At 49.1% G+C, this 22,973-nt stretch carries 23 protein-coding genes; 13 read left to right on the top strand and 10 right to left on the bottom strand.

The annotated features are described in order from the left end of the window. Positions 1–27: 27 nt before the first annotated feature. Positions 28–1,380, top strand: a complete 1,353-nt coding sequence (locus tag A1sIIA65_RS03830; RefSeq protein ID WP_095676258.1) for an aspartate aminotransferase family protein — start codon at positions 28–30, stop codon at positions 1,378–1,380. Between the two features lie 51 nt (positions 1,381–1,431). Here A1sIIA65_RS03830 and qcrB read toward each other — a convergent pair whose 3' ends face one another. From qcrB to ctaE, 4 genes are read right to left on the bottom strand one after another with little or no spacing between them, the layout of a single operon-like run. After that, positions 1,432–3,021 carry a cytochrome bc1 complex cytochrome b subunit gene (gene qcrB / locus A1sIIA65_RS03825; protein WP_095676257.1) on the bottom strand — a complete coding sequence of 530 codons (1,590 nt, stop codon included), beginning with the start codon at positions 3,019–3,021 and terminating at the stop codon, positions 1,432–1,434. After that, positions 3,018–4,010 carry a cytochrome bc1 complex Rieske iron-sulfur subunit gene (gene qcrA, locus A1sIIA65_RS03820; protein WP_095676256.1) on the bottom strand — a complete coding sequence of 331 codons (993 nt, stop codon included), beginning with the start codon at positions 4,008–4,010 and terminating at the stop codon, positions 3,018–3,020. The genes qcrB and qcrA overlap by 4 nt, the downstream gene beginning before the upstream one ends. Positions 4,011–4,013: 3 nt before the next feature. Beyond that, positions 4,014–4,805 carry a cytochrome bc1 complex diheme cytochrome c subunit gene (gene qcrC, locus A1sIIA65_RS03815; RefSeq protein WP_095676255.1) on the bottom strand — a complete coding sequence of 264 codons (792 nt, stop codon included), beginning with the start codon at positions 4,803–4,805 and terminating at the stop codon, positions 4,014–4,016. Positions 4,806–4,852: 47 nt separating this feature from the next. After that, complete coding sequence (gene ctaE / locus A1sIIA65_RS03810; RefSeq protein ID WP_095676254.1) at positions 4,853–5,482, bottom strand: aa3-type cytochrome oxidase subunit III; 630 nt, start codon at positions 5,480–5,482, stop codon at positions 4,853–4,855. A 152-nt stretch (positions 5,483–5,634) separates the two neighbouring features. Here ctaE and A1sIIA65_RS03805 point away from each other — a divergent pair, with 152 nt between their 5' ends. Then, positions 5,635–6,084 carry a hypothetical protein gene (locus A1sIIA65_RS03805; protein ID WP_095676253.1) on the top strand — a complete coding sequence of 150 codons (450 nt, stop codon included), beginning with the start codon at positions 5,635–5,637 and terminating at the stop codon, positions 6,082–6,084. Positions 6,085–6,097: 13 nt separating this feature from the next. Further along, complete coding sequence (gene trpD, locus A1sIIA65_RS03800) at positions 6,098–7,150, top strand: anthranilate phosphoribosyltransferase (protein WP_095676252.1); 1,053 nt, start codon at positions 6,098–6,100, stop codon at positions 7,148–7,150. On the opposite strand, the gene A1sIIA65_RS03795 is transcribed toward trpD, so the two are convergent. Then, entirely contained in the window at positions 7,125–7,787 is a 663-nt protein-coding gene (locus A1sIIA65_RS03795; RefSeq protein ID WP_223298496.1) for an exonuclease domain-containing protein, read from the bottom strand. The two genes, trpD and A1sIIA65_RS03795, sit on opposite strands and share 26 nt — an antisense overlap. A gap of 52 nt (positions 7,788–7,839) precedes the next feature. On the opposite strand from A1sIIA65_RS03795, the gene A1sIIA65_RS03790 reads away from it, so the two are divergent. After that, positions 7,840–8,607, top strand: coding sequence for an alpha/beta hydrolase (locus tag A1sIIA65_RS03790; RefSeq protein ID WP_095676251.1), 768 nt, complete (start codon positions 7,840–7,842; stop codon positions 8,605–8,607). On the opposite strand, the gene hutH is transcribed toward A1sIIA65_RS03790, so the two are convergent. Genes hutH through hutU form a run of 3 tightly spaced genes read right to left on the bottom strand, consistent with a single transcriptional unit; the run spans position 8,588 to position 12,929 of the window. Next, positions 8,588–10,105: a histidine ammonia-lyase gene (gene hutH / locus A1sIIA65_RS03785; protein WP_095676250.1), complete on the bottom strand. Its 1,518-nt coding sequence runs from the start codon at positions 10,103–10,105 to the stop codon at positions 8,588–8,590. The genes A1sIIA65_RS03790 and hutH overlap by 20 nt on opposite strands. After that, on the bottom strand, positions 10,093–11,265 hold the full coding sequence (gene hutI, locus A1sIIA65_RS03780; RefSeq protein WP_095676249.1) for an imidazolonepropionase: 1,173 nt from the start codon (positions 11,263–11,265) through the stop codon (positions 10,093–10,095). Before hutI ends, hutH begins: the two co-directional genes overlap by 13 nt. Further along, entirely contained in the window at positions 11,262–12,929 is a 1,668-nt protein-coding gene (hutU, locus tag A1sIIA65_RS03775; RefSeq protein WP_095676248.1) for a urocanate hydratase, read from the bottom strand. The genes hutI and hutU overlap by 4 nt, the downstream gene beginning before the upstream one ends. A gap of 51 nt (positions 12,930–12,980) precedes the next feature. On the opposite strand from hutU, the gene A1sIIA65_RS03770 reads away from it, so the two are divergent. From A1sIIA65_RS03770 to A1sIIA65_RS03735, 8 genes are read left to right on the top strand one after another with little or no spacing between them, the layout of a single operon-like run. After that, entirely contained in the window at positions 12,981–13,850 is an 870-nt protein-coding gene (locus A1sIIA65_RS03770; protein ID WP_095676247.1) for an arginase family protein, read from the top strand. Positions 13,851–13,887: 37 nt separating this feature from the next. After that, positions 13,888–14,787 (top strand): oxygenase MpaB family protein, encoded by a 900-nt coding sequence (locus tag A1sIIA65_RS03765; RefSeq protein WP_095676246.1) that lies wholly within the window; start codon positions 13,888–13,890, stop codon positions 14,785–14,787. Positions 14,788–14,791: 4 nt separating this feature from the next. Then, entirely contained in the window at positions 14,792–15,196 is a 405-nt protein-coding gene (locus A1sIIA65_RS03760) for an HIT family protein (protein WP_095676245.1), read from the top strand. Positions 15,197–15,210: 14 nt separating this feature from the next. Beyond that, complete coding sequence (locus A1sIIA65_RS03755) at positions 15,211–16,353, top strand: NAD(P)/FAD-dependent oxidoreductase (RefSeq protein WP_095676244.1); 1,143 nt, start codon at positions 15,211–15,213, stop codon at positions 16,351–16,353. Then, the gene (locus tag A1sIIA65_RS03750) at positions 16,350–16,601 is read left to right on the top strand and encodes a (2Fe-2S)-binding protein (RefSeq protein ID WP_095676243.1); all 252 of its coding nucleotides are present in this window, start codon (positions 16,350–16,352) and stop codon (positions 16,599–16,601) included. The genes A1sIIA65_RS03755 and A1sIIA65_RS03750 overlap by 4 nt, the downstream gene beginning before the upstream one ends. Then, on the top strand, positions 16,598–17,935 hold the full coding sequence (locus A1sIIA65_RS03745; RefSeq protein WP_095676242.1) for an FAD/NAD(P)-dependent oxidoreductase: 1,338 nt from the start codon (positions 16,598–16,600) through the stop codon (positions 17,933–17,935). Before A1sIIA65_RS03750 ends, A1sIIA65_RS03745 begins: the two co-directional genes overlap by 4 nt. 23 nt (positions 17,936–17,958) lie before the next feature. Continuing rightward, a complete protein-coding gene (locus tag A1sIIA65_RS03740; RefSeq protein WP_095676241.1) occupies positions 17,959–18,852 on the top strand; it encodes a dihydrodipicolinate synthase family protein in 894 nt (297 codons plus the stop codon). An 8-nt stretch (positions 18,853–18,860) separates the two neighbouring features. After that, on the top strand, positions 18,861–19,865 hold the full coding sequence (locus A1sIIA65_RS03735) for a proline racemase family protein (RefSeq protein ID WP_095676240.1): 1,005 nt from the start codon (positions 18,861–18,863) through the stop codon (positions 19,863–19,865). Here A1sIIA65_RS03735 and A1sIIA65_RS03730 read toward each other — a convergent pair. After that, on the bottom strand, positions 19,862–21,346 hold the full coding sequence (locus tag A1sIIA65_RS03730; RefSeq protein WP_095676239.1) for an aldehyde dehydrogenase (NADP(+)): 1,485 nt from the start codon (positions 21,344–21,346) through the stop codon (positions 19,862–19,864). The two genes, A1sIIA65_RS03735 and A1sIIA65_RS03730, sit on opposite strands and share 4 nt — an antisense overlap. Positions 21,347–21,374: 28 nt before the next feature. On the opposite strand from A1sIIA65_RS03730, the gene A1sIIA65_RS03725 reads away from it, so the two are divergent. After that, the gene (locus A1sIIA65_RS03725; RefSeq protein WP_190277096.1) at positions 21,375–22,250 is read left to right on the top strand and encodes a DMT family transporter; all 876 of its coding nucleotides are present in this window, start codon (positions 21,375–21,377) and stop codon (positions 22,248–22,250) included. On the opposite strand, the gene A1sIIA65_RS03720 is transcribed toward A1sIIA65_RS03725, so the two are convergent. Next, positions 22,243–22,848, bottom strand: coding sequence for a LysE/ArgO family amino acid transporter (locus tag A1sIIA65_RS03720; protein ID WP_223298494.1), 606 nt, complete (start codon positions 22,846–22,848; stop codon positions 22,243–22,245). The genes A1sIIA65_RS03725 and A1sIIA65_RS03720 overlap by 8 nt on opposite strands. Positions 22,849–22,973 lie beyond the last annotated feature (125 nt).

The following is a 22,973-nucleotide window of genomic DNA, read 5'->3' as shown; positions in this document are numbered from 1 at the left end:
TTCTGCATTAACTGATTAGATATGGCTATGACTCAACCTCCTGCAGATCCAGCTCGTGGCAAAGAGGTCTTTGACCTTGATCGCTCCTATGTATTTCATTCATGGTCGGCACAGGCTCAGATTTCACCGCTACCTGTTGCAGGGGGAGAAGGAAGCTACTTCTGGGATTACGATGGCAATAAGTATCTGGATTTCTCTAGTCAATTAGTCTTTACAAATATTGGCCATCAACACCCTAAGGTGATTAAGGCGATTCAAGAGCAAGCCGGTCTCTACACAACAGTCGCTCCACAACACGCCAATGAGGCGCGAGGAGAAGCGGCAAAGCGCATCACTGCCCGCGCCGGCTCTCATCACAATAAGGTTTTCTTCACCAATGGTGGAGCAGATGGCGTGGAAAACGCCATTCGTTTGGCGCGTATTCATACCCATCGACATAAAATCCTCTCTTTCTATCGCAGCTATCACGGCAACACCACAGCTGCGATTGCATCAACGGGTGATCCACGCAGATGGCCTAATGAATATGCCTATGGCCACATTCACTTCTTTGGTCCCTACCTCTATCGCTCAGCCTTCTGGGCAAAGAGTGAGGAAGAAGAGTGCAAGCGCGCACTCGAGCATCTTGAACAAGTCATCATCTTTGAAGGCGCCACAACAATTGCTGCGATTCTGATTGAATCAGTTGTCGGCACTGCAGGTGTTCTCGTTCCACCCGTTGGCTATCTTGAGGGTGTTCGAGCGCTCTGCGATAAATACGGAATTAAATGGATTGCCGATGAAGTCATGTCAGGCTTTGGTCGAACCGGTAAATGGTTTGCCTACCAACACTCTGCAGCAGAGCCTGATCTCATCGTCTTTGCCAAGGGTGTTAATAGCGGTTATGTGCCACTAGGCGGCGTCATCATCAGCGATGAGATAGCTGCAACATTTAATGATCGCGTATTTCCTGGAGGACTTACCTACAGTGGCCATCCACTTGCAACTGCTGCAGCCGTTGCCACACTCGATGTGATGGCTGATGAGAAGATTGTTGAAAATGCAGCGCTCATGGGGGAGAAGGTCATCAAGCCACTGCTTGAAGATTTGATGGCGAAACATAAAGTGATCGGTGAGATTCGCGGTAAGGGTGTCTTCTGGGCGCTCGATCTCGTTACTGACCGAGCAACGAGAGCGCCTCTTGCTCCTTACGGGGCATCTAGCCCTGGAATGAATGAGCTCGTTGCTGCATGCAAGAAGCTGGGACTGTTCCCCTTTAATAATTACAACAGAATGCATATCTGCCCACCATGTAACATCACAGAGGCAGAACTACGTGAAGGATTTGCGATTCTAGATCAAGCATTTGCAAGCATCGCTCACCACTACACAGGTGCATAAAAAAATCGACCCTGCTCACATTGTGTAAGACAGGGCCGATTTCTTAATTACTTAGTGATGGCCCTCGAGTTCACGACGCTCAGTCTCAGTAGCCTTTGGAACAGCAACTGCAGCAGCACGAGAGACTCGATTGCGAATCTTGTTCTTGATTAATCCTGCTCGACGCACACCTGATGCATCATGCTCTGGAAGTTCTAGAGGAGCAAGCTGTTCGTGGGAAGTAAGTAACCAAGCCTTCTCAGCTGAGATTGGCTCATGTACTTCAACAAACTCACCACTTGGCATACGCACCAAGCGTCCAGTTTCGCGACCGTGCAAGACAAGATCACGATCTGCGCGCTGTAATGAAAGGCAGAGGCGCTTGGTGATAATGAATGCGATAGGAGGCAAAACAATGATGCCGATACGAGAGAACCACATCATCTGATTAATGGTCAGATTAAAGGTTGTCGCAATAATGTCGTTACCACCATTGATCAGTGAAACAAGTGTGAAGGTAAGAGCCATGACGCCAATTGCGGTGCGATTTGGTGTGTTACGTGGGCGATCAAGGAGATGGTGTTCACGCTTATCTCCCGTAGCCCAACTTTCAATAAATGGATAGAGAGCAAGTCCTGTAAACATGATTCCAGGCAAGATCAGCCCTGGGATCAAGATATTCCAAGAGATGGTGTGGCCAAGGGCATGTGTCTCAATCGGCGGTGCCATACGTACTAAACCATCGAGCCAACCCATATACCAGTCAGGCTGGGAACCTGCAGAGACTTGTCCTGGCGTATACGGGCCATAGAGCCAAATCGGGTTAATGGAGGCAACCGCACCTAAGAAAGCTGTCACACCGAAGACGATGAAGAAGAAGCCACCAGCTTTAGCCATGTAAACAGGCATAAGTGGATAGCCAACAACGTTCTTCTCTGTGCGACCAGGACCTGGGAACTGTGTGTGCTTCTGGTACCAGACGAGCATCAAGTGCACGGTAATCAGTGCAAGGAAAATTCCTGGAAGTAGAAGTACGTGCACGGTGTAGATACGTGGAATAAATGCGGTGCCAGGGAATGCTCCATCGAATGCAAAGAATGCAAGGTAAGAACCGACAAGTGGCAGCGCTTGAATTATTGCTTCAGCAATACGGATACCTGTTCCTGAGAGCAAGTCATCAGGAAGTGAGTAACCCAAGAAGCCTTCAACGATACCGAGTGTAAGAAGTCCAACACCGATGATCCAGTTAAATTCACGTGGCTTACGGAAGGCACCTGTGAAGTAGACGCGCATCAAGTGAACAACGATTCCAACCATAAAGATTAGAGCTGCCCAGTGGTGAATTTGGCGCATCAAGAGACCGCCGCGAACTTCGAATGAGATATCAAGAGTTGAGGCATAGGCCGCAGACATCTCTAGGCCCTTGAGTGGTTCATATGATCCTTCATAGACAACTTCGCGCATTGAAGGATCGAACCAAAATGTAAGAAATGTTCCTGATAGAAGAAGAATCACGAATGAGTACAAGCAAATTTCACCGAGAAGGAATGACCAGTGGTCTGGGAAGACCTTGGTGAGGTTCTTCTTCATCCACTTTGCGGCGCCTGTGCGATCGTCTACATATCCTGCAACGTTACCGGCGATTCTCTCGCGTGCTGTCATGATGAGCGCTCCCAGAAACTAGGTCCAACAGGTTCATTAAATGGTGCTTGGGCTACGAGGTAACCATCGGCATCGACTGTGATGGCCAATTGTGGCAGAGGTCGCGCAGATGGGCCAAAGATAACTTTGGCAGCACGCGTCACATCGAATGTGGATTGATGGCAAGGGCAGAGTAGGTGCTTGGTCTGCTGTTCATAGAGAGCAACTGCACATCCCATATGTGAGCAAATCTTAGAGAAGGCGATGATTCCTTCATGAGTCCAAGAAAGACGCTCTGCATCAAGGTTGAACTCTTCAGGGCGAAGGCGAATAAGAAGCACGGCATCTTTACCGATATCTGCAAGTGAGCGATGCGCACCAGCTTCGATTTCTGGAAGAGTCTGCGCAACAGCTCCAACTTCGAGATCTTCAGGACGCAACGGGCGATCTCCTGGATCAGTGACCAGACGAGTTCCCGCTTTCCAGGATGTCTTGCTCAGATCATCTTTAGGAAGTGGACCCAAATCGCGCAAGAGAAGGATGGGGGAGAGTGCCGAAAGACCCAGTGCTGCGCCCAGTGTGGTTTTAATCAATGGACGGCGACCAAGACCTGCGGCGGCCGCACCTTCCTTTACAGTCTTAATAAATTCTGACCGATCTTCATCTTCAGACCTAAATTCATGGCGTTGGGCAATTACTTCTTCATCAGGCATCAGTGTCTTAGCCCAGTGAATTAGCCCTGCTCCAATGCAGAAGAGGGCAAGAGCCATTCCCAAGCCGATTCCCAATTGCTGAAGATGAGTCTGACCAAGGATTGGGATAAAGACGAATACATCATCTTTGATGAAGATGTATGAATAGATGAGGATGATTGTTCCGAGTGCTGAGAGAGCAAAGAGAATTGCAACTTGGCGCTCTGCGCGTGCTGCAGCTTTTGGATCAGTATCGGTGGAGCGATGAACGTGAGCAGGTAGTCCTGGATCTTTAATGAGCTCGATCTCGTTAGACATTACTTATCTCGCCTTCATTGCTAGCCAGACTGCAACACCAATGAGCAGTCCGATTCCTAGAGTCCATACAAGTAAACCTTCAGTGACAGGTCCTACGCGACCAAGTGCTGCACCACCTAGTTGTGGCTCAGCTTCTGCGGCCTTGATCCATTTGATGATGGAGAGTTTTTCTTCGGGAGTGATTGTCTTATCGCTAAAGACTGGCATTGATTGTGGTCCCGTAACCATTGCCTCATAGATGTGTCGTGGTTCAACACCCATCAGAGTTGGCGCATATTTACCTTGAGTGAGTGCTCCACCTTGTGCAGCAAAGTTGTGGCACATCGCGCAGTTAGTACGAAAGAGCTCGCCACCTTCTGCAACAGAACCATCTCGCTCATAATTCAAAAGCTCTTCACCCGGGACTTGTGGTCCTGGTGCAAGGGATGCAACATAAGTTGCAAGTGCATGTACTTGCTCTGCGTTATAGACAGGGTCTTTACGCATTGCCTGCACACTCATATCAGCCATCGGCATACGACCTGTTGCGACCTGGAAATCAACAGATGCTGCTCCGACGCCAATCAGAGAAGGTGCAATCTGACCACCTTCTGCGTTTAGTCCGTGGCATGAAGAACAACCCTTAAGGAAGATCTGCTTACCCTCTTCTATCGTCACTGCGCGATCTGCAATGGAGGTGCTCTCATTGTTGACTGCGCTAGCTACTTGAAAAGTGGTGCCGATGGTGAAGAGAGCAAAGATCAAAAGAATTGGTCCTGCTGCACGATGTCTGCGTAGACGCGAGAGGCGCTTCACTGTGTTCCTTTCAGTTGGTCAGTCATTGTCAAATTCAGTTCTTTGGTTTATTTAATGAGGTAGATAGCTGAGAAGAGGGCGATCCAGACAACATCAACAAAGTGCCAGTAGTAGGAGACTACGATTGCCGTTGTTGCCTGACCTTGTGTAAATCGACGAGCCTTAGCGACACGAATCAAAACGATCAGAAAGGCGATGAGGCCTCCTGTTACGTGTAATCCGTGGAAACCTGTTGCGATGTAAAAAACAGAACTATAGGCAGAGGTTGAAAGTGCCATACCTTCACTGACGAGAGCTGCGTACTCGTAAATCTGACCTGCGATAAAGAAGCCACCCATAAGGAAAGTGAGTGCAAACCACTCACGCATTCCCCAGTTCATTATGTTGATCAGAGAACCTGTGCGACGCGCTTGGTAGCGCTCGGCTGCGAACACACCGAACTGGCATGTCACTGATGAGAGAACAAGAACTGTTGTGTTCAGCGTTGCAAATGGAATGTTGAGAAACTCAGTCGATTCAAGCCAAACATTCGGACCTTGCACGGCGCGTGTGGTGAAATACATCGCAAAGAGCGCAGCGAAGAACATGAGTTCGCTAGAGAGCCAAACAATCGTTCCGACCGCCACCATGTTCGGGCGGGTGATTTTGTGGTGATCGCTCACGCTGGTGCTAGTCATGGGTGGCATTATTCCCGAAAAGGGGCGCACTAACCTATTTAGGGACCCTCTGATGGCCTCGATTCTGCGCCTAATCGAGGTGAAAAGGGTCACGCAATTTCGACTCATTCTTTCGTCATCGCCATTGCCGGCGGGCTATTAGACTTTGGCCTATGTCAGAAAATGCTGGGGCACGGGAGCGCAAGTACTCCATCGTTCTCTACTCCGATGACGTCACAGTCCGCGAGGCAGTTATTGGCGCCCTAGGTTCCAGGGTTTCTCCTGAAATGGCCGAGCACGTCATCCATCAATTCGCGACCGCTGCAGCACTTCGCCTCTTCGTCGATGGCAAGAAAGTCGGATCAGAATCTCCTATCGATCTCTTTATTTTAGATGGCGAAGCGGTTCCAGAAGGTGGCATCGGAATGGCTCGTCAGCTCAAGGATGAGGTCTTCAACTGTCCTCCCGTGATGGTCATAACAGGTCGTAAGGAAGATGCATGGCTTGCAGCATGGTCTCGCGCAGAAGCAAATGTTTTACATCCTGTGGACCCATTTACTCTCTCTCACACTGTTGCCGATCTTCTTCGCGCACGTACTATCGCGACAAACGCAACCGCATAACGAAGGTTTCACTATGACTTCAACTCCTGTGAGCTGGAGCCTTCTCACTGAAAAATTACTGGCTGGCCTTGATCTAGAGCGAGCCGAAATTCAAGGGGCGATGCAGGAGATTCTCGGTGGGCAATCAGATATTGAAAGCGTGAAGAGTTTTCTTCTGGCTTTGAAAGCAAAAGGTGAGACTTCTGAGGAAGTCGGCGCCCTTGTTGAAGTGATGTATGCAAACGCTGCTCCGATCAACATTGCAGAACGCGCCGTGGACACCGTGGGTACGGGCGGAGATGGTGCACACACCATCAATATTTCAACAACAGCTGCCATCATTGCAGCAGCTGCTGGTGCTCGCGTGGTCAAACACGGCAATCGCGCAGTCTCATCCAAATCGGGTGCATCAGATTTTCTTGAAGCACTGGGAGTCGTGCCTGGATTGGATGGCGCAGGAGTTGAGCGCACAGTGCGCGAACTCGGTATTGGATTCTGTCTCGCTCCGGTCTTTCATCCAGCGATGCGTTTTGCAGCACCTGCGCGTAAAGAACTAGGAGTACCGACTGTCTTTAATATCTTGGGACCGCTTGCAAATCCAGCGCAACCAAAGGCTGCAGCTATTGGTGTTGCCAATGAGCGGATGCATCTTGTGATGGCACAGGTACTTGCAGATAAAGGATGCGATGGCTTTGTCTTTAGAGGCGATGATGGGCTTGATGAAATCACGCTCACAACCACAACTTCAGTGCTTTCCATTGGTAAATCTGAGATTCATAGCGATCGCATCGATGCGAAAGATTTCGGTATGGATAACGCACCGATTGAAGCCCTTGTGGGTGGGGATGCTCAAGAAAATGCCCGTATCTCACAATCAATATTTGCAGGAGAACGTGGTGCACCGCGTGATGCAGTCTTGCTCAATGCAGCAGCTGCGATTGCAGCATTTGAAGGCGATATGGATAGTGATATCAAGGCCCGTTTAACTCGTGGGTTAGAGCATGCTGTGCAGGCAGTTGATTCTGGAGCAGCAAGTGAGTTGCTCAATAAATGGGCAGCTCTTACTCAGGAGATTTCGGCTTCTTAACTTTCTTGCCGAAGTTGTTGAGCTCCTCCAACGTGTAGATATCGTGAGAGCCAAGTCGTTCCAGTAAACCGTGAAAAACATCTACCGTTGCCCGAGCATCATCGAGTGCACGGTGATTGGGCGTGGTTTGCGTACCAAAGAATTCTGCAAGTGTTCCTAACTTGCAATTGGGTACTTCATCACGAGTGAGGACTTTGCGAGCAATGATGGCGGTGTCGAGCACGGGAAATTTTGGCCAATCAAAGTCGTGCGCTCGGGCAGCGTGTGTAAGGAACGAGAGATCAAAAGGAGCATTCTGAGCAACGAGCACGGTGTTATCGGGATGACCTAGAAACTCTAGAAGTGATGGAAATACTTGAGCAATGGTGGGGGATTGAAAGACCATCTCATCGGTGATGCTGGTGAGCTCGGTGATGTAGGCAGGGATGGGATGGCCTGGGTCGATAAAGGTTTCAAACTCTCCAACTGTTTCGCCCCTGCAAATCTTTACAGCGCCAATCTCAGTGATTCCAGCGCCTAAATGTGGTGCGCCACCAGTGGTCTCAAGATCAATAACAACAAATGTTGTATCGACAAGCGGCCTGCCAATTGCTTGGAAAGTGCTCTGCCATGAAGAATTCATCGAATCGTTAACCACGCGTTAACAGTAGATGATTGCTATGACATTGGCTGGGCAATAGTCTGCACACATGAGCGTTGATGGAGCACCTGCGGGATTATTAAATGACTGGCATGCCGAAGGCAAAGGTGCCAATAAAGCTATTGGAGTTCTTCTCGTCCATGGCTTCACAGGTTCTCCTGCATCGATGCGTCCCTGGGGTGAATATCTGAATCAACTGGGATACACCGTCACAGTGCCACTACTCCCAGGCCACGGGACTCGCCCTGAAGATTTGAATATCGTGCAATGGCAGGAGTGGCCGGCGAAAGTCGAGAATGATCTCAATGTATTGCTGCAAAGTTGCGAAAAAGTATTTATCTGTGGACTTTCCATGGGCGGTGGAACTGTTCTTAATGTTGCCACGCGATATTCGAGACAACTAGCTGGCATCATCCTTGTGAATCCAATGATTCATGTGAAGTTGGTGCCTCATCAATTGGCTTGGGTCATCTCGCGCTTTCAAAAGATGCGCGATTCCGTAGGTGATGACATTAAGCGCCCCGGAATTACCGAATGGGGATATGACTCTCTACCGGCCCTTGGGGTGCACCAACTATTGAAGATGCTCTCCTATACCCGCAAGCGACTTCACGATGTGACAGCGCCACTGCAGCTCTTTCATAGCGTTGACGATCACACGCTTCCTGTCTCTAACACTGAAATCATCATGGCAGGTGTGGGATCGAGAGAGAAGAACCGCATAGAACTAGTAAATAGTTACCACGTTGCAACCCTTGATTACGATCAAGAGATTATCTTTGAAAATTCTCGACTCTTTATTCAATCGCATTCATAACGCGACCTGTTGCGACAAATGCTGTTGCAGCTTCCAATTCAGGCGATAGATATCGATCAGGCCCAGGTCCTGCAACGCTTTTACGCAGCGCCGTAATGACCTTGGTTGAATCCGGGCTTGGGGTTAAGGGAGCGCGTAGCTCGATCGCACGGGATGCTGTCACGAGTTCTATGGCGATGATTCGGGTGAGGTTTGTAATTGATGTCCGTAACTTTCGCGCAGCAGACCACCCCATGGATACGTGATCTTCTTGCATCGCAGAGGAAGGAATGGAATCGACACTTGCAGGAGATGCAAGTCTCTTGTTCTCGCTGACAAGGGCAGCTTGTGTGTATTGAGCAATCATCAGACCTGAATCAACTCCAGGATCATCGGCCAGAAATGGTGGTAATCCTGCGCTGCGATTCTTATCGAGTGCACGATCTGTGCGTCGCTCTGCGATGCTTCCTAAATCTGCGACAGCGATAGCCAGAAAGTCCAGAACATAGGCGATAGGCGCTCCATGGAAATTACCATTGGATGAGATGCGACCATCATCTAGAACTACTGGATTATCAATGACTGCAGCTAGCTCTCGTAGCGCAACAGTTGCTGCATATTCGACTGTGTCACGAACAGCGCCGGCAACTTGAGGAGCGCAGCGAAGTGAGTACGCATCCTGTACGCGATCATCGTTTTCCAAGTGTGATGCGACTATACCTGAACCTTTGAGTGTTGCAAGCATGCGGGCCGCGCTCTCTGCCTGTCCTGGGTGAGAACGCAGAGGAAGATGAAGTTCTGGAATGAAGACGCGATCTGTTCCAAGCAAACCTTCAACGCTCATGGCTGCAACGACATCTGCAGTATTAACAAGCATTCGCAAATCTTCGATAGCAAGGATGAGCATTCCGAGCATGCCATCTGTGCCATTGATGAGAGCAAGACCTTCTTTTTCGGCAAGTTGGACGGGAATGATTTTTGCTTCGCGAAGAAGATCGGCTACTGGTCGTTGCACACCATTGCTATCAAAGGCTTCGCCCTCGCCCATAAGAACGAGTGCGCAGTGAGCAAGAGGCGCTAAATCTCCACTGCAACCAAGAGATCCAAATTCGCGAACGAGGGGAGTGATGCCAGCGTTTAAAAGAGCGGCCATCGTCTCGGCAACAACGGGTCGCACCCCTGTCTTTCCTGAAGCCAAAGTCTTCAATCGAAGAGCCATAAGAGCGCGCACAACTTCTCTCTCTACGGGATCTCCAACACCCGCTGCATGCGAGCGAATCAAGGAACGTTGTAGTTGTGTGCGAAGCTCCTGCGATACATGGCGATTTGCAAGGGCTCCGAAGCCAGTTGAAATTCCATAAACAGGAGTTTCAGATGCTGCAAGCTTTTCAACGTGATCACGTGAGCTCTGCATCGCACTCAGCGATTGTTGTGAGAGTGAGACAGTGGCGCCATCACGTGCAATTGCCACGAGATCGCTAAAAGTCATGCCTGATGTCGTGATTACTACTTCTGCCATGATGTCACTGCTCTTCCTGATTTGTAGGTACTGTGAAGGAGATTGACGCCGGGGCGATATGCCAGGTGAATATAGGAAGGTGTATTAAGTAGTACGAGATCTGCTCTCTTACCAACACTCACTATTCCGATATCAGTTCTTCGAAGGGCTTGTGCTCCACCAAGGGTTGCAGCCTTAACCGCTTCCTCCACCGTAAATCCCAGGAGGCTTACCGCTGTGGCAATACAAAATGGCATCGATGTGGTGTAGCTAGAGCCAGGATTGCAATCAGATGCAATGGCAACTGTTGCTCCTGCATCAAGAAAACGTCGACCAAGTCCTGATTGCAGATGTGTGGAGAATTCAGCGCCCGGCAGGAGTGTTGCAACGGTATTACTTGATGCCAATAACTCAATATCTGCATTCGTTGATTTGCTCACGTGATCTGCCGATGCTGCATCGAGTGCTACGGCGAGTGCAACACCAACTCCTGCAAAGAGTTGATTGGCGTGGATGCGCACCTGCATGCCGGCAGCTACTCCTGCGCGCAGTATTGCCTCAGATTCCTCTGGGTTAAAGGCACCGAGATCACAAAATGCATCAATCCATTTCGCCTTTGATTTCGGAATGATTGAATTGACGATCAGCTCCACATAGCCATCTGGATTCGATTCAAACTCTTCAGGAATCACATGAGCTGCAAGAAGAGTTGTCTCATCGGTGAATTCACTTGCAATAGCAAGACTGCGAAGCTCATCCTTTTCAGTGAGGCCATATCCAGATTTGATTTCCATCGTTGTGGTGCCTGTAGAAAGCGCTTCGTTGAGAAGACGCTGTGCATTCTGGCGAAGATCAGCATCTGATGCCGCTCTCGTTGCCTTCACAGTCGATGCGATTCCACCTGCGGTGTATTTCCCACCTTGTGAACGCGCTGCAAACTCATCTGCTCGATCTCCGGCAAATATTAGGTGAGAGTGCGAATCCACAAATCCTGGAAGCAATGTCTTGCCCGTGCAATCAACTTCGCTATCGACGCCAGATGGTCGAGTCTGTGAAATCTGGGAAATCAACCCATCTTCCACCACAACAGTTGCGTTATGTAGAACTCCTAAGGCGCCTTCTCCTGCTGATACATCATTTGTGACAAGAGTTGCAATGTTGGTAAATGCTATGGAGCTCACGTGATAGGTGCACCATTCATCATGGGTACGTGAACACCCTTTTCAATGGCAACTTCCTTTGCGTGTTCATAGCCTGCATCTGCATGGCGAATGACGCCCATGCCAGGATCGTTGGTGAGCACTCGCTCTAACTTCTGGGCAGCAAGTGGCGTTCCATCTGCAACGCTGACTTGTCCTGCGTGGATGGAGCGACCAATGCCAACGCCGCCACCATGGTGAATCGAGACCCATGATGCACCTGATGAAATATTGATCATCGCATTCAGTAGTGGCCAGTCCGCGATCGCATCTGATCCATCGAGCATTGCTTCAGATTCACGATAAGGGGATGCAACGCTGCCGCAATCTAAGTGATCGCGCCCAATAACAATAGGTGCGCTGACTTCACCACTTGCAACGAGGTCATTAAATTTCAATCCAGCCTTATCGCGTTCTCCATAGCCGAGCCAGCAGATGCGCGCAGGCAGCCCTTCAAATTCAACGCGATCTTGCGCCATCTTGATCCAGCGATGCAGATGCTTGTTTTCAGGGAAAAGTTCGAGAACTGCTTGATCGGTACGTGCAATATCTTTCGGATCTCCCGACAGTGCAACCCAACGAAATGGTCCTTTTCCTTCACAGAACAGTGGTCGTATATAGGCTGGAATAAAGCCAGGGAATTCAAATGCTCTGGTGTAACCACCTTGGCGTGCCTCATCGCGAATGGAGTTTCCATAGTCAAAGACCACTGCGCCCTTATCTTGAAAGTTGACCATTGCTTCAACGTGCTTTGCCATTGATTCTTTTGCGCGCTTGGAGAAGTCAACAGGATTTCGATCTGCGCTATCACGGGCATCATTGATATCAATACCTTCAGGAATATAGAAAAGTGGATCGTGAGCTGATGTTTGGTCTGTGACGATATCTATCGGCACTCCCATGGCAAAGAGTTGGGGGAGGACCGTTGCACTATTTCCCACAAGACCGATGGAGATTGCCTTCTTCTCATTCTTTGCCTTCACAGCCATTGCTACAGCATCTTCCAAGTTATCTGCAATGACATCGAGATATCTCTTGGTGACTCGGCGCTTGAGGCGTGAACCATCGACATCGATGATCAGACATGTTCCTTCATTCATGGTGATAGCAAGTGGTTGAGCCCCACCCATACCACCGCATCCACCTGTGACTGTCAGAGTTCCAGCGAGCGTCCCACCAAAATGCTTTTCAGCAACCGCTGCAAAAGTTTCATAGGTGCCCTGCAAAATTCCTTGAGTGCCGATATAGATCCATGACCCTGCAGTCATCTGGCCATACATCGTTAAACCTAAATCTTCGAGCCTTCGAAATTCAGGCCAGGTCGCCCAATCTCCTACAAGATTTGAATTAGCGAGGAGTACGCGAGGTGCCCATTCATGGGTTTGAAATACACCAACGGGTTTTCCGGATTGCACCAACATCGTTTCATCATCTTTTAGATTGGTCAGAGTCTTAACAAGAGCATCGAAGGAATCCCAATTTCGAGCAGCTTTACCTGTTCCACCGTAAACAACTAATTTGTCGGGATGCTCAGCAACTTCAGGGTCGAGGTTGTTCTGCAACATGCGAAGGGCTGCCTCTTGACCCCAACCGTGTGCGGTCTTTGTTGTTCCGCGAGGTGCTCTAACTGGACGAGGTCCTGACATCATTCGAGCACTATATATCTGCATCATTGCCCTTACCACTACCCTTTCACCATGGCACTGCCTCACGATCCTCTCTGGCCACGGGCGGCATCTCATTTTTCACAGAAGTCAGAAAATCAAGCAGATGTGACTGTCGTTGGAGTTCCGGCCTCACAAACAAGTCTGAGTCCAACATCAGCACATCAGACTCCCAATGCAATTCGGCAAGCGTTACAGCGTTACTCCACCGCTCACTCAGATCCCAGGGTCAATCTTGAAAAAGTTTCCCTGCAAGACGCCGGAGATATCACATCTCCCGATAGTGATGAAGTTGCGGCTATCTCTGAGTTGAAATCGATAGCTGCCAAGAGCTCACTGGTTATTGCACTGGGTGGAGATAATTCGATTACCTATTGCGGCGTGCAGGCAATGCAAGTAACAGGATTAATTACTTTGGATGCGCATTACGACTTACGAGATGGTGTCAGCAACGGTTCTCCTGTGCGACGCCTCATTGAGGCGGGGTTAAGTGGCAAGAAGGTTGTTCAAATTGGTATTGCTGATTTCTCCAACTCGACTGAGTATGCCAAGAGAGCAAACGATTTCGGTATCACCGTCATTCCTCGCAGTGAGCTTCGAAGAAAGAGTATTGAAGATATCTGGGCGATAGCGCTCTCTGTTGCAGGCGATAAGGTCTTTGTTGATTTTGATATGGATGTCTGTGATCGATCTGTTGTACCAGCTTGTCCTGCTGCAGCCCCTGGTGGAATTAGCGCCGATGAACTGCGTCAATTCGCATTCCTTGCAGGGTCATCACCATCGGTTATTGGCGCAGATATCACTGAGATTGATGCAAGCAAGGATTCTGCAGATGAACGAACTGTGCGATTGGCAGCTCTTGTAGTTCTTGAGATGGCAGCTGGGTTCTCTACACGTCCTTGAAATTGCACGATAGCAATACTTCTCTAGAATTACATCCGTGAATAAAGTACTTGGGGCTCTTGGCGGAAATAGAGCAGCTGATGCATTTCGCAAAATAGTTTCAGGAGATGCAAGCGGTGCTCCCGAGTGGTCGCAGCAGATGGCAATCGGAAATGATGTTGGCCTCTTTGGTCCAGAAAGTGCTGTCTGGCAGGTGCATGGTTGTATTGCAACGCTGGTGGGTGGGATTCGCGCATTGCTGATGCAAGCAGCACATCCTGCAGCTTTGACCGGTGTTGCCGAGCACTCTGCCTATGACACAGATCCTTTAGGTCGACTTGAGCGCACAACGCGCTGGCTGACCATCACATCTTTTGGCTCAACAGAGGCAATTGAAATTGAAGCCCGCCGAGTGCGTGAAATGCATAAACGCGTAAAAGGAAATTTCGTGCAGAAGAGTGGTGAGCATGCGCGATATAGCGCAAGTGACCCACGATATTTATTGTGGGTGCATTGCGCATTCACTGATTCATTCCTGCGTGCACACGAGGAACTTGGTTATGCATTGCCACAAGGTGCCGATCGTTACGTAAATGAGTGGGCAAAGAGTGCTGAGCCACTCGGACTTAGCTCTGCTCCCACGTCTAAGCAAGAGCTTGCATCCGTGATGGATAGCTTTGCACGCAACGAAGTTGTCACGATCTCTATGACACCACCCATAGTGGGATTCATTCTCAAGCCACCATTTTCCGTAGGAGGCCTAGTTTTCTACCGAATACTTGCCAATGCAGCTATTGCCACCATCGATGAACCCTTTCTTTCGGTTCTTGGTCTTAAACCGCGTTCTCGAATATGGCTCAAGGTGAGCAAAGGTCTGCTGGATTTTCTCTCTTACATGCTGGGCCATGAATCACCGAGTCAGAAGATTGCGCGCGCAAGAATCAACGCTCTACAGTGACGCCATGTCAGAGTGCATCTTCTGCAAGATAGTTGAAGGATCTCTTCCTTCACATAAGGTCTTTGAAAACGATGATTGCTATGCATTTTTGGATATCTTCCCTGCAGGTCGTGGTCACACATTGGTGATTCCGAAGAAGCATGTAAGAGATATTCACGAAGCCGACGCCCTCACATATTCAAAGGTTGCTGCTGCCGCCAAAGATGTTGCGGACCTGCTTGCCGCCAAGTTGGGATCTGAAGGAACCACTGTTTTCCAGATGAGTCGGGAAGCCGGATGGCAGACCGTCCTTCACCTTCATATGCATGTTATCCCTCGCTGGAAGGATGATGGCCTGCATAAGCCATGGGATATTGCACCGGCTGATGACGCAGATCTTCGTGAAGTTCTGCAACAGATTACGAAGTAGAGCACACTTCTCACATGCAAAGTCCTGACGCGATTGTTATTGGCGCAGGAATTGTCGGAGCATCATCTGCGCTATCTCTGACTAACGCAGGGTTGAAAGTCTTAGTAATCGATCGCGGAGCCGTCTCCAGTGGAACTACAGGAGCTGGTGAAGGAAATATTCTTGTTTCAGATAAGGATCCAGGACCGGAGTTGACGCTCGCTCTGCGCTCACGTGATTTGTGGTTTGAGATGCAAGAGGATGTTGGCGATAGCTTTGAGTTAGAGGCTAAAGGTGGCGTAGTTGTTGCCCGTCATGATGATGGCCCACTGTTGAAACTTGCAGCAGAACAATCGCAGCATGGAGTGACGACCCAGAAGTTAAATCAATCATCCCTACATGAGCTTGAGCCTTATCTTCATCCAGATTTTCACTCAGGCGTTTTCTACCCGCAAGATGCGCAATGCCAGCCGATGTTGGCGGCAGCTCAGGTCATTCGCACTGTGATTGCTCGCGGTGGTGCATTTATTTCACAGGCAAAGGTCACGCGCATCGTTGTTGAGAACGGCGCTGTTGCTGGAATTGAAACTTCGAAAGGAATCTTCAAAGCCCCGATCATCGTCAATGCGACAGGCACATGGGCAGGGGAGTTAGCGGAGATGGCAGGCTCACACCTGCCGATTGCACCGCGCAAAGGATTCATTCTGGTGACAGAGCCAACAAAGAAGTATGTCTTTCATAAAGTCTATGACTCAGATTATGTAACAAATGTGGCAAGTAGCGATGCAGATTTGCAGACAAGTACTGTTGTTGAAGGAACGCGTAGTGGAACAATTCTTATTGGCGCAAGCCGTGAACGTATTGGCTTTGATGGTTCCATGAATTACGAGATTTTGCGCCGACTTGCAGCGCAAGCAACATCTCTCTTTCCTGTTTTGCGCGATGTGCAATTGCTTCGCGCTTATCGTGGCTTTAGACCGTATGCGCCAGATCATCTGCCCGTCATTGGTGAAGATTCAAAGGTTCGAGGCCTGTGGCACTCAGCAGGACATGAAGGCGCAGGTATTGGCTTAGCTCCGGGATCTGCAGCGCTCATCACTGATGCAATCCTTGGCAGAGGGTCATTCATGGATGGATCACCGTTTTCACCGCACCGATTTGCGACGGTATCGCTATGAGTAAGCAAATCTCATTCACATTTAACGGAGTCGCAGTCCAGTGCGAAGAGGGTCAGAGCATTGCTGCAGCAGTAATCAACTCAGGAACTCTTGCCTTGCGAAAAACTAGATTTGGTGAAGAACCCCGCTCGATATTCTGTGGAATTGGAATTTGCTTTGACTGCGTTGTGGTCGTTGATGGTGTTGCTAATCAGCGTTCATGCCTGATTGAGGCTAAGGCAGATATGAATATTGAGAGCTCCTCATGATTATTGTGATTGGTGCAGGTCCTGCAGGCCTTGCCGCTGCAGAGGCAGCAGCGCGTAATGGCAGCGAAGTTGCGCTCATTGATTCTGCATCTCGTCTCGGTGGTCAATATTGGCGTCATCGCTCAACAGTGACGGGATATCGCAGCAATCGAGCAGATCTTCTCTTTGCCAAAGTTAAAGGCGCAGCATCAATTACCTATATCTCGGAAGCAACCGTGTGGAGCATAGAAAGAGATGGCGATCTCATCCGTGTCAATTACTTGCAAGGTGGTTCAGAGAGTTCACTCACTGCAGAGAAGTTGATTCTTGCAACCGGTGCATATGATCGTTCGCTTCCATTTCCTGGATGGGATTTACCAGGCTCTATGACGCCTGGTGCTGCGCAAGCTCTACTTAAGGGCCATGGGGTTTTAGCTGGTCAGTCAATTGTTGTTGCGGGTACTGGACCATTCTTACTTCCTGTTGCAACCGGACTTGCACAAGCTGGTGCAAAGGTAGTTGGACTCTATGAAGCACATAGCCCAATGCGATGGTTGCTCTCTCCGCAGGCGTTGTTACTCAATGTGTCTAAGTTTGCTGAATTGATTTATTACGCGGGCCTTATTCGCCAGTATCGAATAGCACCCCGTTTCGGCCGGGTAGTCTCCCGATTTGATAAGGGTCAGGTGACCATCACTTCCGTTAATTCATCTTTTGCACTGAAGAGCAACAGAGCACAAACTTTCGAAGTCGATGTCGTTGCAGTGGGATGGGGATTTTCGCCAGATCTCACACTGGGTGGAATTGTGGGATGCAAAGAGCGCGTGGATGTTGATGGGACAACAATCTTTGAAGTCGATGGTGATCAGCTGAGTTCGCAGAAGAATGTCTGGATTGCTGGGGAAGCAACAGGTATTGGTGGAGCAGATCTCTCACTTTTGGAAGGTGAGATTGCAGGTCTTTCAGCCTCGAGTCAGAAGATTTCCTCGCACCTTCGCTTTGCACGCTTTAGGAAACAGGTATTTGCTGATGCACTCAAGCGCAGTTATCCCGTCAAGGATGGCTGGAGATCGTGGGCTGAAAAATCAACCACCATCTGTCGCTGCGAAGAAGTGTCACTGAGTGAGATTGAAGAATCAGTTGCTGAATTAGGAGCTGAAGATTCTCGGACAGCGAAATTATTTACTCGCGCTGGTATGGGATTGTGCCAAGGACGTATCTGCTCTCGCAATGTGTCAGAGATTGTTGCTGGCTTGACCAAATGTTCAGTCACTGATGAAGAGCGCATCGCTTCAAGTAATAGACCTATCGCAGCTCCTATTGCACTTGGACTATTGGGAGATGGAAAAAAGTAAGAGAACGAGATACCTTGTGCGACATGACTAACCCATGGAATGGCGTTTTAACAGCCACAGCGACCCCCTTCACATCCGATCTTGCAGTTGACTATGACAAATATGCAGAGCATGTTGCATGGCTTGCTGCCAATGGAACTCATGGTGTGATTCCAAATGGTTCGCTAGGGGAGTACCAAGTACTTACCGCTGAAGAGCGAGCGAAGATGGTCGAAGTTGCAGTTGCTGCAGCACCTAAAGGCTTTAACGTTGTTCCAGGAGTAGCTGCATATGGTGCGGCGGAATCACGTAAGTGGGCAGAGCACGCACAGAAAGCTGGAGCGGGCGCGGTCATGCTCCTTCCACCTAATGCTTACCGTGCATCTGATGATGAAGTGGTTGCTCATTACAAAGAAGTTGCCAGAGTGGGCATTCCCATCATCGCCTATAACAACCCCTTTGATACCAAGGTAGATCTGACTCCCAAGCTTGTTGCTCGTATTGCGCAAGAAGTACCCAACGTTGTTGCGATTAAGGAATTCTCTGGCGATGTCCGCCGTATCTGGCAGATCAAGAGCTTGGCACCGCGCATTGAAGTCATTGTCGGAGCAGATGACGTCTTCCTTGAGCTTTCTACTGCAGGAGTTGCTGGATGGATTGCAGGATTTCCAAACGCACTTCCTAAGGAATCCATGGAGCTCTACAACCTTGCCACATCAGGAAACTTCAAAGAGGCAGCGCCGATGTATGCAGCCCTTCACGATGTCTTTCATTGGGATTCTAAGAAAGAGTTCATTCAAGCAATCAAGTTAGGCATGGATCACGTAGGTCGCTATGGCGGTCCTACACGTCTTCCACGTTTGCCTCTTCCCAAGCATGAACAAGAGCAGATTCATCGTGAGATGGATGTTGCGCTGGCATACTTTAAGAATCGCTAAGAATTCCTATGAAGAGTATCCGCACTGTCACAACGGTTGAGACTCATACCGAAGGTATGCCCACTCGCGTGGTGACTTCAGGAATCGGTGAGATTCCAGGTGCGACGATGTTCGATAAGCGCCTTCACTTCATGGAGCATATGGATTACTTCCGCCAGTGGCTGATGTATGAACCACGTGGTCATAGCGCCATGAGTGGTGCGATCTTGCAGAAGCCAACTCGTCCCGATGCTGATTGGGGTGTTGTTTATATAGAGGTCTCTGGGTGTTTACCCATGTGTGGACACGGAACCATCGGGGTTGCAACAGCTCTTGTTGAGAAGAAGTTAGTCACGGTCGTTGAACCAGTGACAACAATCCGCCTTGATACTCCTGCAGGTTTAGTTGTGGTCGATGTTGCTGTCGAAAATGGTCGGGCAAAGAATGTCACGATGACCAATGTTCCATCATTTTCTTATGCACTCGACCAAGTCGTTGATGTTCCGGGTTTAGGAAAGATCACTTATGACATGGCATATGGCGGAAACTTCTACGCCATCGTTCCCGTTGAACGCGTAGGACTTGAGTTCAAGCACGAAAATGGACAGAAGTTTCTTGATTACGGACTTCTCATCTCTGATGCGATCAATGAACAGAACCGTCCCGTACATCCTGAAAATCCAGATATCGCAATTTGTCATCACATCGACTTCATCTCACCAGGTAGCGAGGGTCCTTTGCATTGGAGAAATGCAATGTCTATTCATCCTGGTTGGTTTGATCGATCACCCTGCGGAACGGGAACCAGTGCTCGACTTGCTCAAATGGTTGCGCGAGGAGAATTTAAAGAGGGCGATGTTCTCAATAGCGAATCATGGATTGGTTCACACTTTGAAGGGCGGATTAAAGAGCGCACCAATGTAGGAAATTTTGATGCCATTATTCCGATGATTACAGGACGGGCTTGGGTTATGGGCGAAGCCACCTGGACGCTCGATGAGAACGATCCATTTCCGAACGGATTTATTGTTTAGTTAATACTTTGTGGAACAGACCAGGGATTGGAATCTTGCAAAGCCGTGGGTAGAACTGTTTGAGAAAATCCTTGGTAGGCGACAGGGCGCATAAAGCGATAGATCGCATCAGTTCCCACTGACGTTGTGTGCGATGAAGAAGCAGGCCAAGGTCCGCCATGGTTCATCGCTGTTGTGACAGCAACTCCTGTGGGAAAGCCATTCCAGATAACACGTCCAGCTTTCTGTGCAAGAAGTGCAAGAAGTGACTCAGGCTTATCTGCATCTGTGCCTTGAATAGTTGCAGTGAGTTGACCCTTAAGAGAGGTTGCAATTGCCAGAAACTCTTCTTCCTTACAAGTGATGATGACTGTCGTTGGACCAAAGTGTTCTTCGAGCAGTTCTGGGTTTTGCGAAGCGGTAGCCCAATCAGTAATAAAGACAGTAGGAGTTACGCCGAACCCTTGTTCGGTGGAAATACCTGATGCCACTTCAAGCTTTGCCTGTGATGCAAGATGACTGATTGCCTTGGAGTATCGCTCAGCAATCGATTTGCTCAGTAGCGGTGCAACGGCCAAAGTCGCAAGGTGTGACTTAACAGTTGCAATGAATTCAGAGTTGTTCGGAGCAAAGATTAATCCAGGCTTGGTGCAGAACTGACCTGAGCCCATGAGAGCTGAGTCAACGATTCCTTTAGCAAGGGCTTCTGATCGATCAGCGATTGCAGAACTTGTGACAAAGATTGGATTCAAACTTCCCATTTCCGCATAGACAGGAATGGGTTCAGGGCGAGTAGCTGCTAAATCAACAAGGATACGTCCGACGATTTCAGATCCTGTAAAGCCAATTGCCTTAACAGCTGGGTGCAGGGCAAGCCAATGTGTTATCTGAGGATCAGTGCCTTGCACGATCGCATAGGAGTCTTGTGAAAGCTTGCACTTGGCAAGTGCTGCCTTGATCGCCTTTTCAACGATTGCGCATGTATTGGGATGTGATGGGTGCGCTTTTGCAACGACAGCATTTCCAGATGCGATAGCAGATGCGGCATCGCCTCCTGCTACAGAAAATGCCAACGGGAAGTTACTTGCAGCAAAGATTGCAACGACGCCGAGTGGCGCATTCATCTTGCGAAGATCAGGTCGTGGTGCGGGGGAGTAATTAGGATCTGCCTTATCAATTACAACTCCGAGGTGTTTACCGCTTTCAACTAAACGAGCGAAAAGTTCAAATTGGACTGTAGTGCGAGTGATTTCGCCTGCAATACGTGCTTCAGGCAGAGCTGTTTCGGCACACGCTGATTCAATGAGAGCGGCGCGCGATGCTTCGATCTGCGTTGCGATTTCGCGAAGTAACTGTGCACGTTCCTTAGGAGATTGCTGAGCTAGTGCGGGAGCAGCAAGTGCGGCCGCAGCGATGAAGGAATCAACTTCGTTTTTACTGTTCTCTGGAATATCAATTCCATACGAAGTTGCATCAATTGGTTTCACGGCGCGAAAGGTCATGCGCGCATCATACGAGTATCATCGCCTAATGAGTACTACCAAGCAGAGAGCAGGAATTTTTGCTGTATTGGGAGCTGCTCTCTGTTTCGGAACCACAGGAACCACGCAGCAACTCGGCGTTCCAGATATATCACCTGTGGCAGTTGCTTCAGCCAGATTAATCTGTGGCTCTCTCTTCCTCTTCTTCTTTGCATACTTCCAACGTCATAGCCGCGGGCAAGTCCGCATGCCTGCGCGCGATCTCATTATTTGTGGTGTGGGTATCGGGATGTATCAGCTCACCTTCTTTAGTGCAGTCCACTCAACCGGTATTGCAATTGCGACTGTTACCGCACTAGGGGCAGCACCGACTCTTTCGGCGATAGTCGCGTATTTACTCATGGGGGAGAAACCGCAGAAGAATTGGTATCTAGGAACTTCCATCACAATCCTTGGCATAGTTCTGGTTGGAACTACAAATGGGGTTGCCTCTTTCAATGGCAAGGGAGTGGCACTTGCCGTTCTTGCAGGATTTGGTTTTGCTGTGTTTAACGTGGTCTGCAGACGCTCACTTGCACGGGGAGCTCAAGATATGTGGCTGACTGCGACGACTTTCGGAGTAGCAGCACTTGTCAGTTCTCCATTCCTCTTTACCCAAAACCCAGAATGGATTCTTACCTCAAAGGGTTTTCTCACTGTCCTATGGCTGGGCCTCATCACCACATCTATTGGATATGTGCTCTTTATGTATGGACTCAAGAGAATCGAATCAAGTCTTGCTGCAACCGTTGTCCTTGCAGAGCCGGCAACTGCCACAATCCTTGCAGCAGTAGTTATTGGTGAGAAACTCACTCTTCAGAGTTATCTAGGAATAGCGATTGTGTCCAGCGGAATTCTTTATCTGAGCCGGAAAAGTTCTAACTAAACTTATAGAAGGCAAGTGTTATTGCGAGGGTGAACATAATCGCTGCTATTACGCTTTCGAGAATTCTCCAAAATATTGGTTTTGACATCAAGTGCGAAGCAGATCGAGCTCCATAGCCGATAGCTGAGAACCAGACTCCGCTTGCGATGCAGGCGCCAAGTGCGAAGTACCAACGTTGGGATTCAAATTGATTAGCAAGACTTCCAACAAAAATCACTGTATCCAGATAAACATGTGGGTTGAGGTAGGTCATTGCCAAGACAGTGACAAGCACCTTCTTCCACGATTCGGCTGACTTATCAGATGCTGTGAGTGTTTCATTGCGAAAAGCCGCGCGCACACTTTTTATACCAAACCAGGTGAGGTATATGACGCCAAACCAACGGATGATATTAAGCAGATCAGGTTTTGATTGGATGATCCTGCCAAGTCCTCCAGTTCCCACAATGATTAGAAGAGCATCTGATATTGCACAGACGAAAACAACCAGGGTTACATGGCTTCGTAGCAGTCCCTGTTTAATGACGAAGGCATTTTGAGCACCGATTGCAACGATGAGGGATAAACCAGTAAAAAAACCTGTAATGAGCGCAATCACCCCGTAAAAGTACTCCATCGAAGGGGTGTGTTGTCTCAATTACTAAAGGGTAGAGATTTACCCTTGTGGTGAACCTTCCCCCAGAAGCGATACCCGTCGCTTCTCGTTTTCATGAGCGGAAGGAA

This window comes from Candidatus Planktophila dulcis, assembly GCF_002288225.1.
Classification (GTDB): domain Bacteria; phylum Actinomycetota; class Actinomycetes; order Nanopelagicales; family Nanopelagicaceae; genus Planktophila; species Planktophila dulcis.
Note: the sequence above shows the minus strand (reverse complement) of the source record. Positions and strands in the feature narration are given on the sequence as shown.

Bases quoted from the DNA above. Each gene is read 5' to 3' on its own strand.
- A1sIIA65_RS03830 (WP_095676258.1), top strand. From the start codon at position 28: ATGACTCAACCTCCTGCAGATCCAGCTCGTGGCAAAGAGGTCTTTGAC.
- qcrB (WP_095676257.1), bottom strand. From the start codon at position 3,021: ATGACAGCACGCGAGAGAATCGCCGGTAACGTTGCAGGATATGTAGAC.
- qcrA (WP_095676256.1), bottom strand. From the start codon at position 4,010: ATGTCTAACGAGATCGAGCTCATTAAAGATCCAGGACTACCTGCTCAC.
- ctaE (WP_095676254.1), bottom strand. From the start codon at position 5,482: ATGACTAGCACCAGCGTGAGCGATCACCACAAAATCACCCGCCCGAAC.
- A1sIIA65_RS03805 (WP_095676253.1), top strand. From the start codon at position 5,635: ATGTCAGAAAATGCTGGGGCACGGGAGCGCAAGTACTCCATCGTTCTC.
- trpD (WP_095676252.1), top strand. From the start codon at position 6,098: ATGACTTCAACTCCTGTGAGCTGGAGCCTTCTCACTGAAAAATTACTG.
- A1sIIA65_RS03790 (WP_095676251.1), top strand. From the start codon at position 7,840: ATGAGCGTTGATGGAGCACCTGCGGGATTATTAAATGACTGGCATGCC.
- hutH (WP_095676250.1), bottom strand. From the start codon at position 10,105: ATGGCAGAAGTAGTAATCACGACATCAGGCATGACTTTTAGCGATCTC.
- hutU (WP_095676248.1), bottom strand. From the start codon at position 12,929: ATGTCAGGACCTCGTCCAGTTAGAGCACCTCGCGGAACAACAAAGACC.
- A1sIIA65_RS03770 (WP_095676247.1), top strand. From the start codon at position 12,981: ATGGCACTGCCTCACGATCCTCTCTGGCCACGGGCGGCATCTCATTTT.
- A1sIIA65_RS03760 (WP_095676245.1), top strand. From the start codon at position 14,792: ATGTCAGAGTGCATCTTCTGCAAGATAGTTGAAGGATCTCTTCCTTCA.
- A1sIIA65_RS03755 (WP_095676244.1), top strand. From the start codon at position 15,211: ATGCAAAGTCCTGACGCGATTGTTATTGGCGCAGGAATTGTCGGAGCA.
- A1sIIA65_RS03750 (WP_095676243.1), top strand. From the start codon at position 16,350: ATGAGTAAGCAAATCTCATTCACATTTAACGGAGTCGCAGTCCAGTGC.
- A1sIIA65_RS03745 (WP_095676242.1), top strand. From the start codon at position 16,598: ATGATTATTGTGATTGGTGCAGGTCCTGCAGGCCTTGCCGCTGCAGAG.
- A1sIIA65_RS03740 (WP_095676241.1), top strand. From the start codon at position 17,959: ATGACTAACCCATGGAATGGCGTTTTAACAGCCACAGCGACCCCCTTC.
- A1sIIA65_RS03735 (WP_095676240.1), top strand. From the start codon at position 18,861: ATGAAGAGTATCCGCACTGTCACAACGGTTGAGACTCATACCGAAGGT.
- A1sIIA65_RS03730 (WP_095676239.1), bottom strand. From the start codon at position 21,346: ATGACCTTTCGCGCCGTGAAACCAATTGATGCAACTTCGTATGGAATT.
- A1sIIA65_RS03725 (WP_190277096.1), top strand. From the start codon at position 21,375: ATGAGTACTACCAAGCAGAGAGCAGGAATTTTTGCTGTATTGGGAGCT.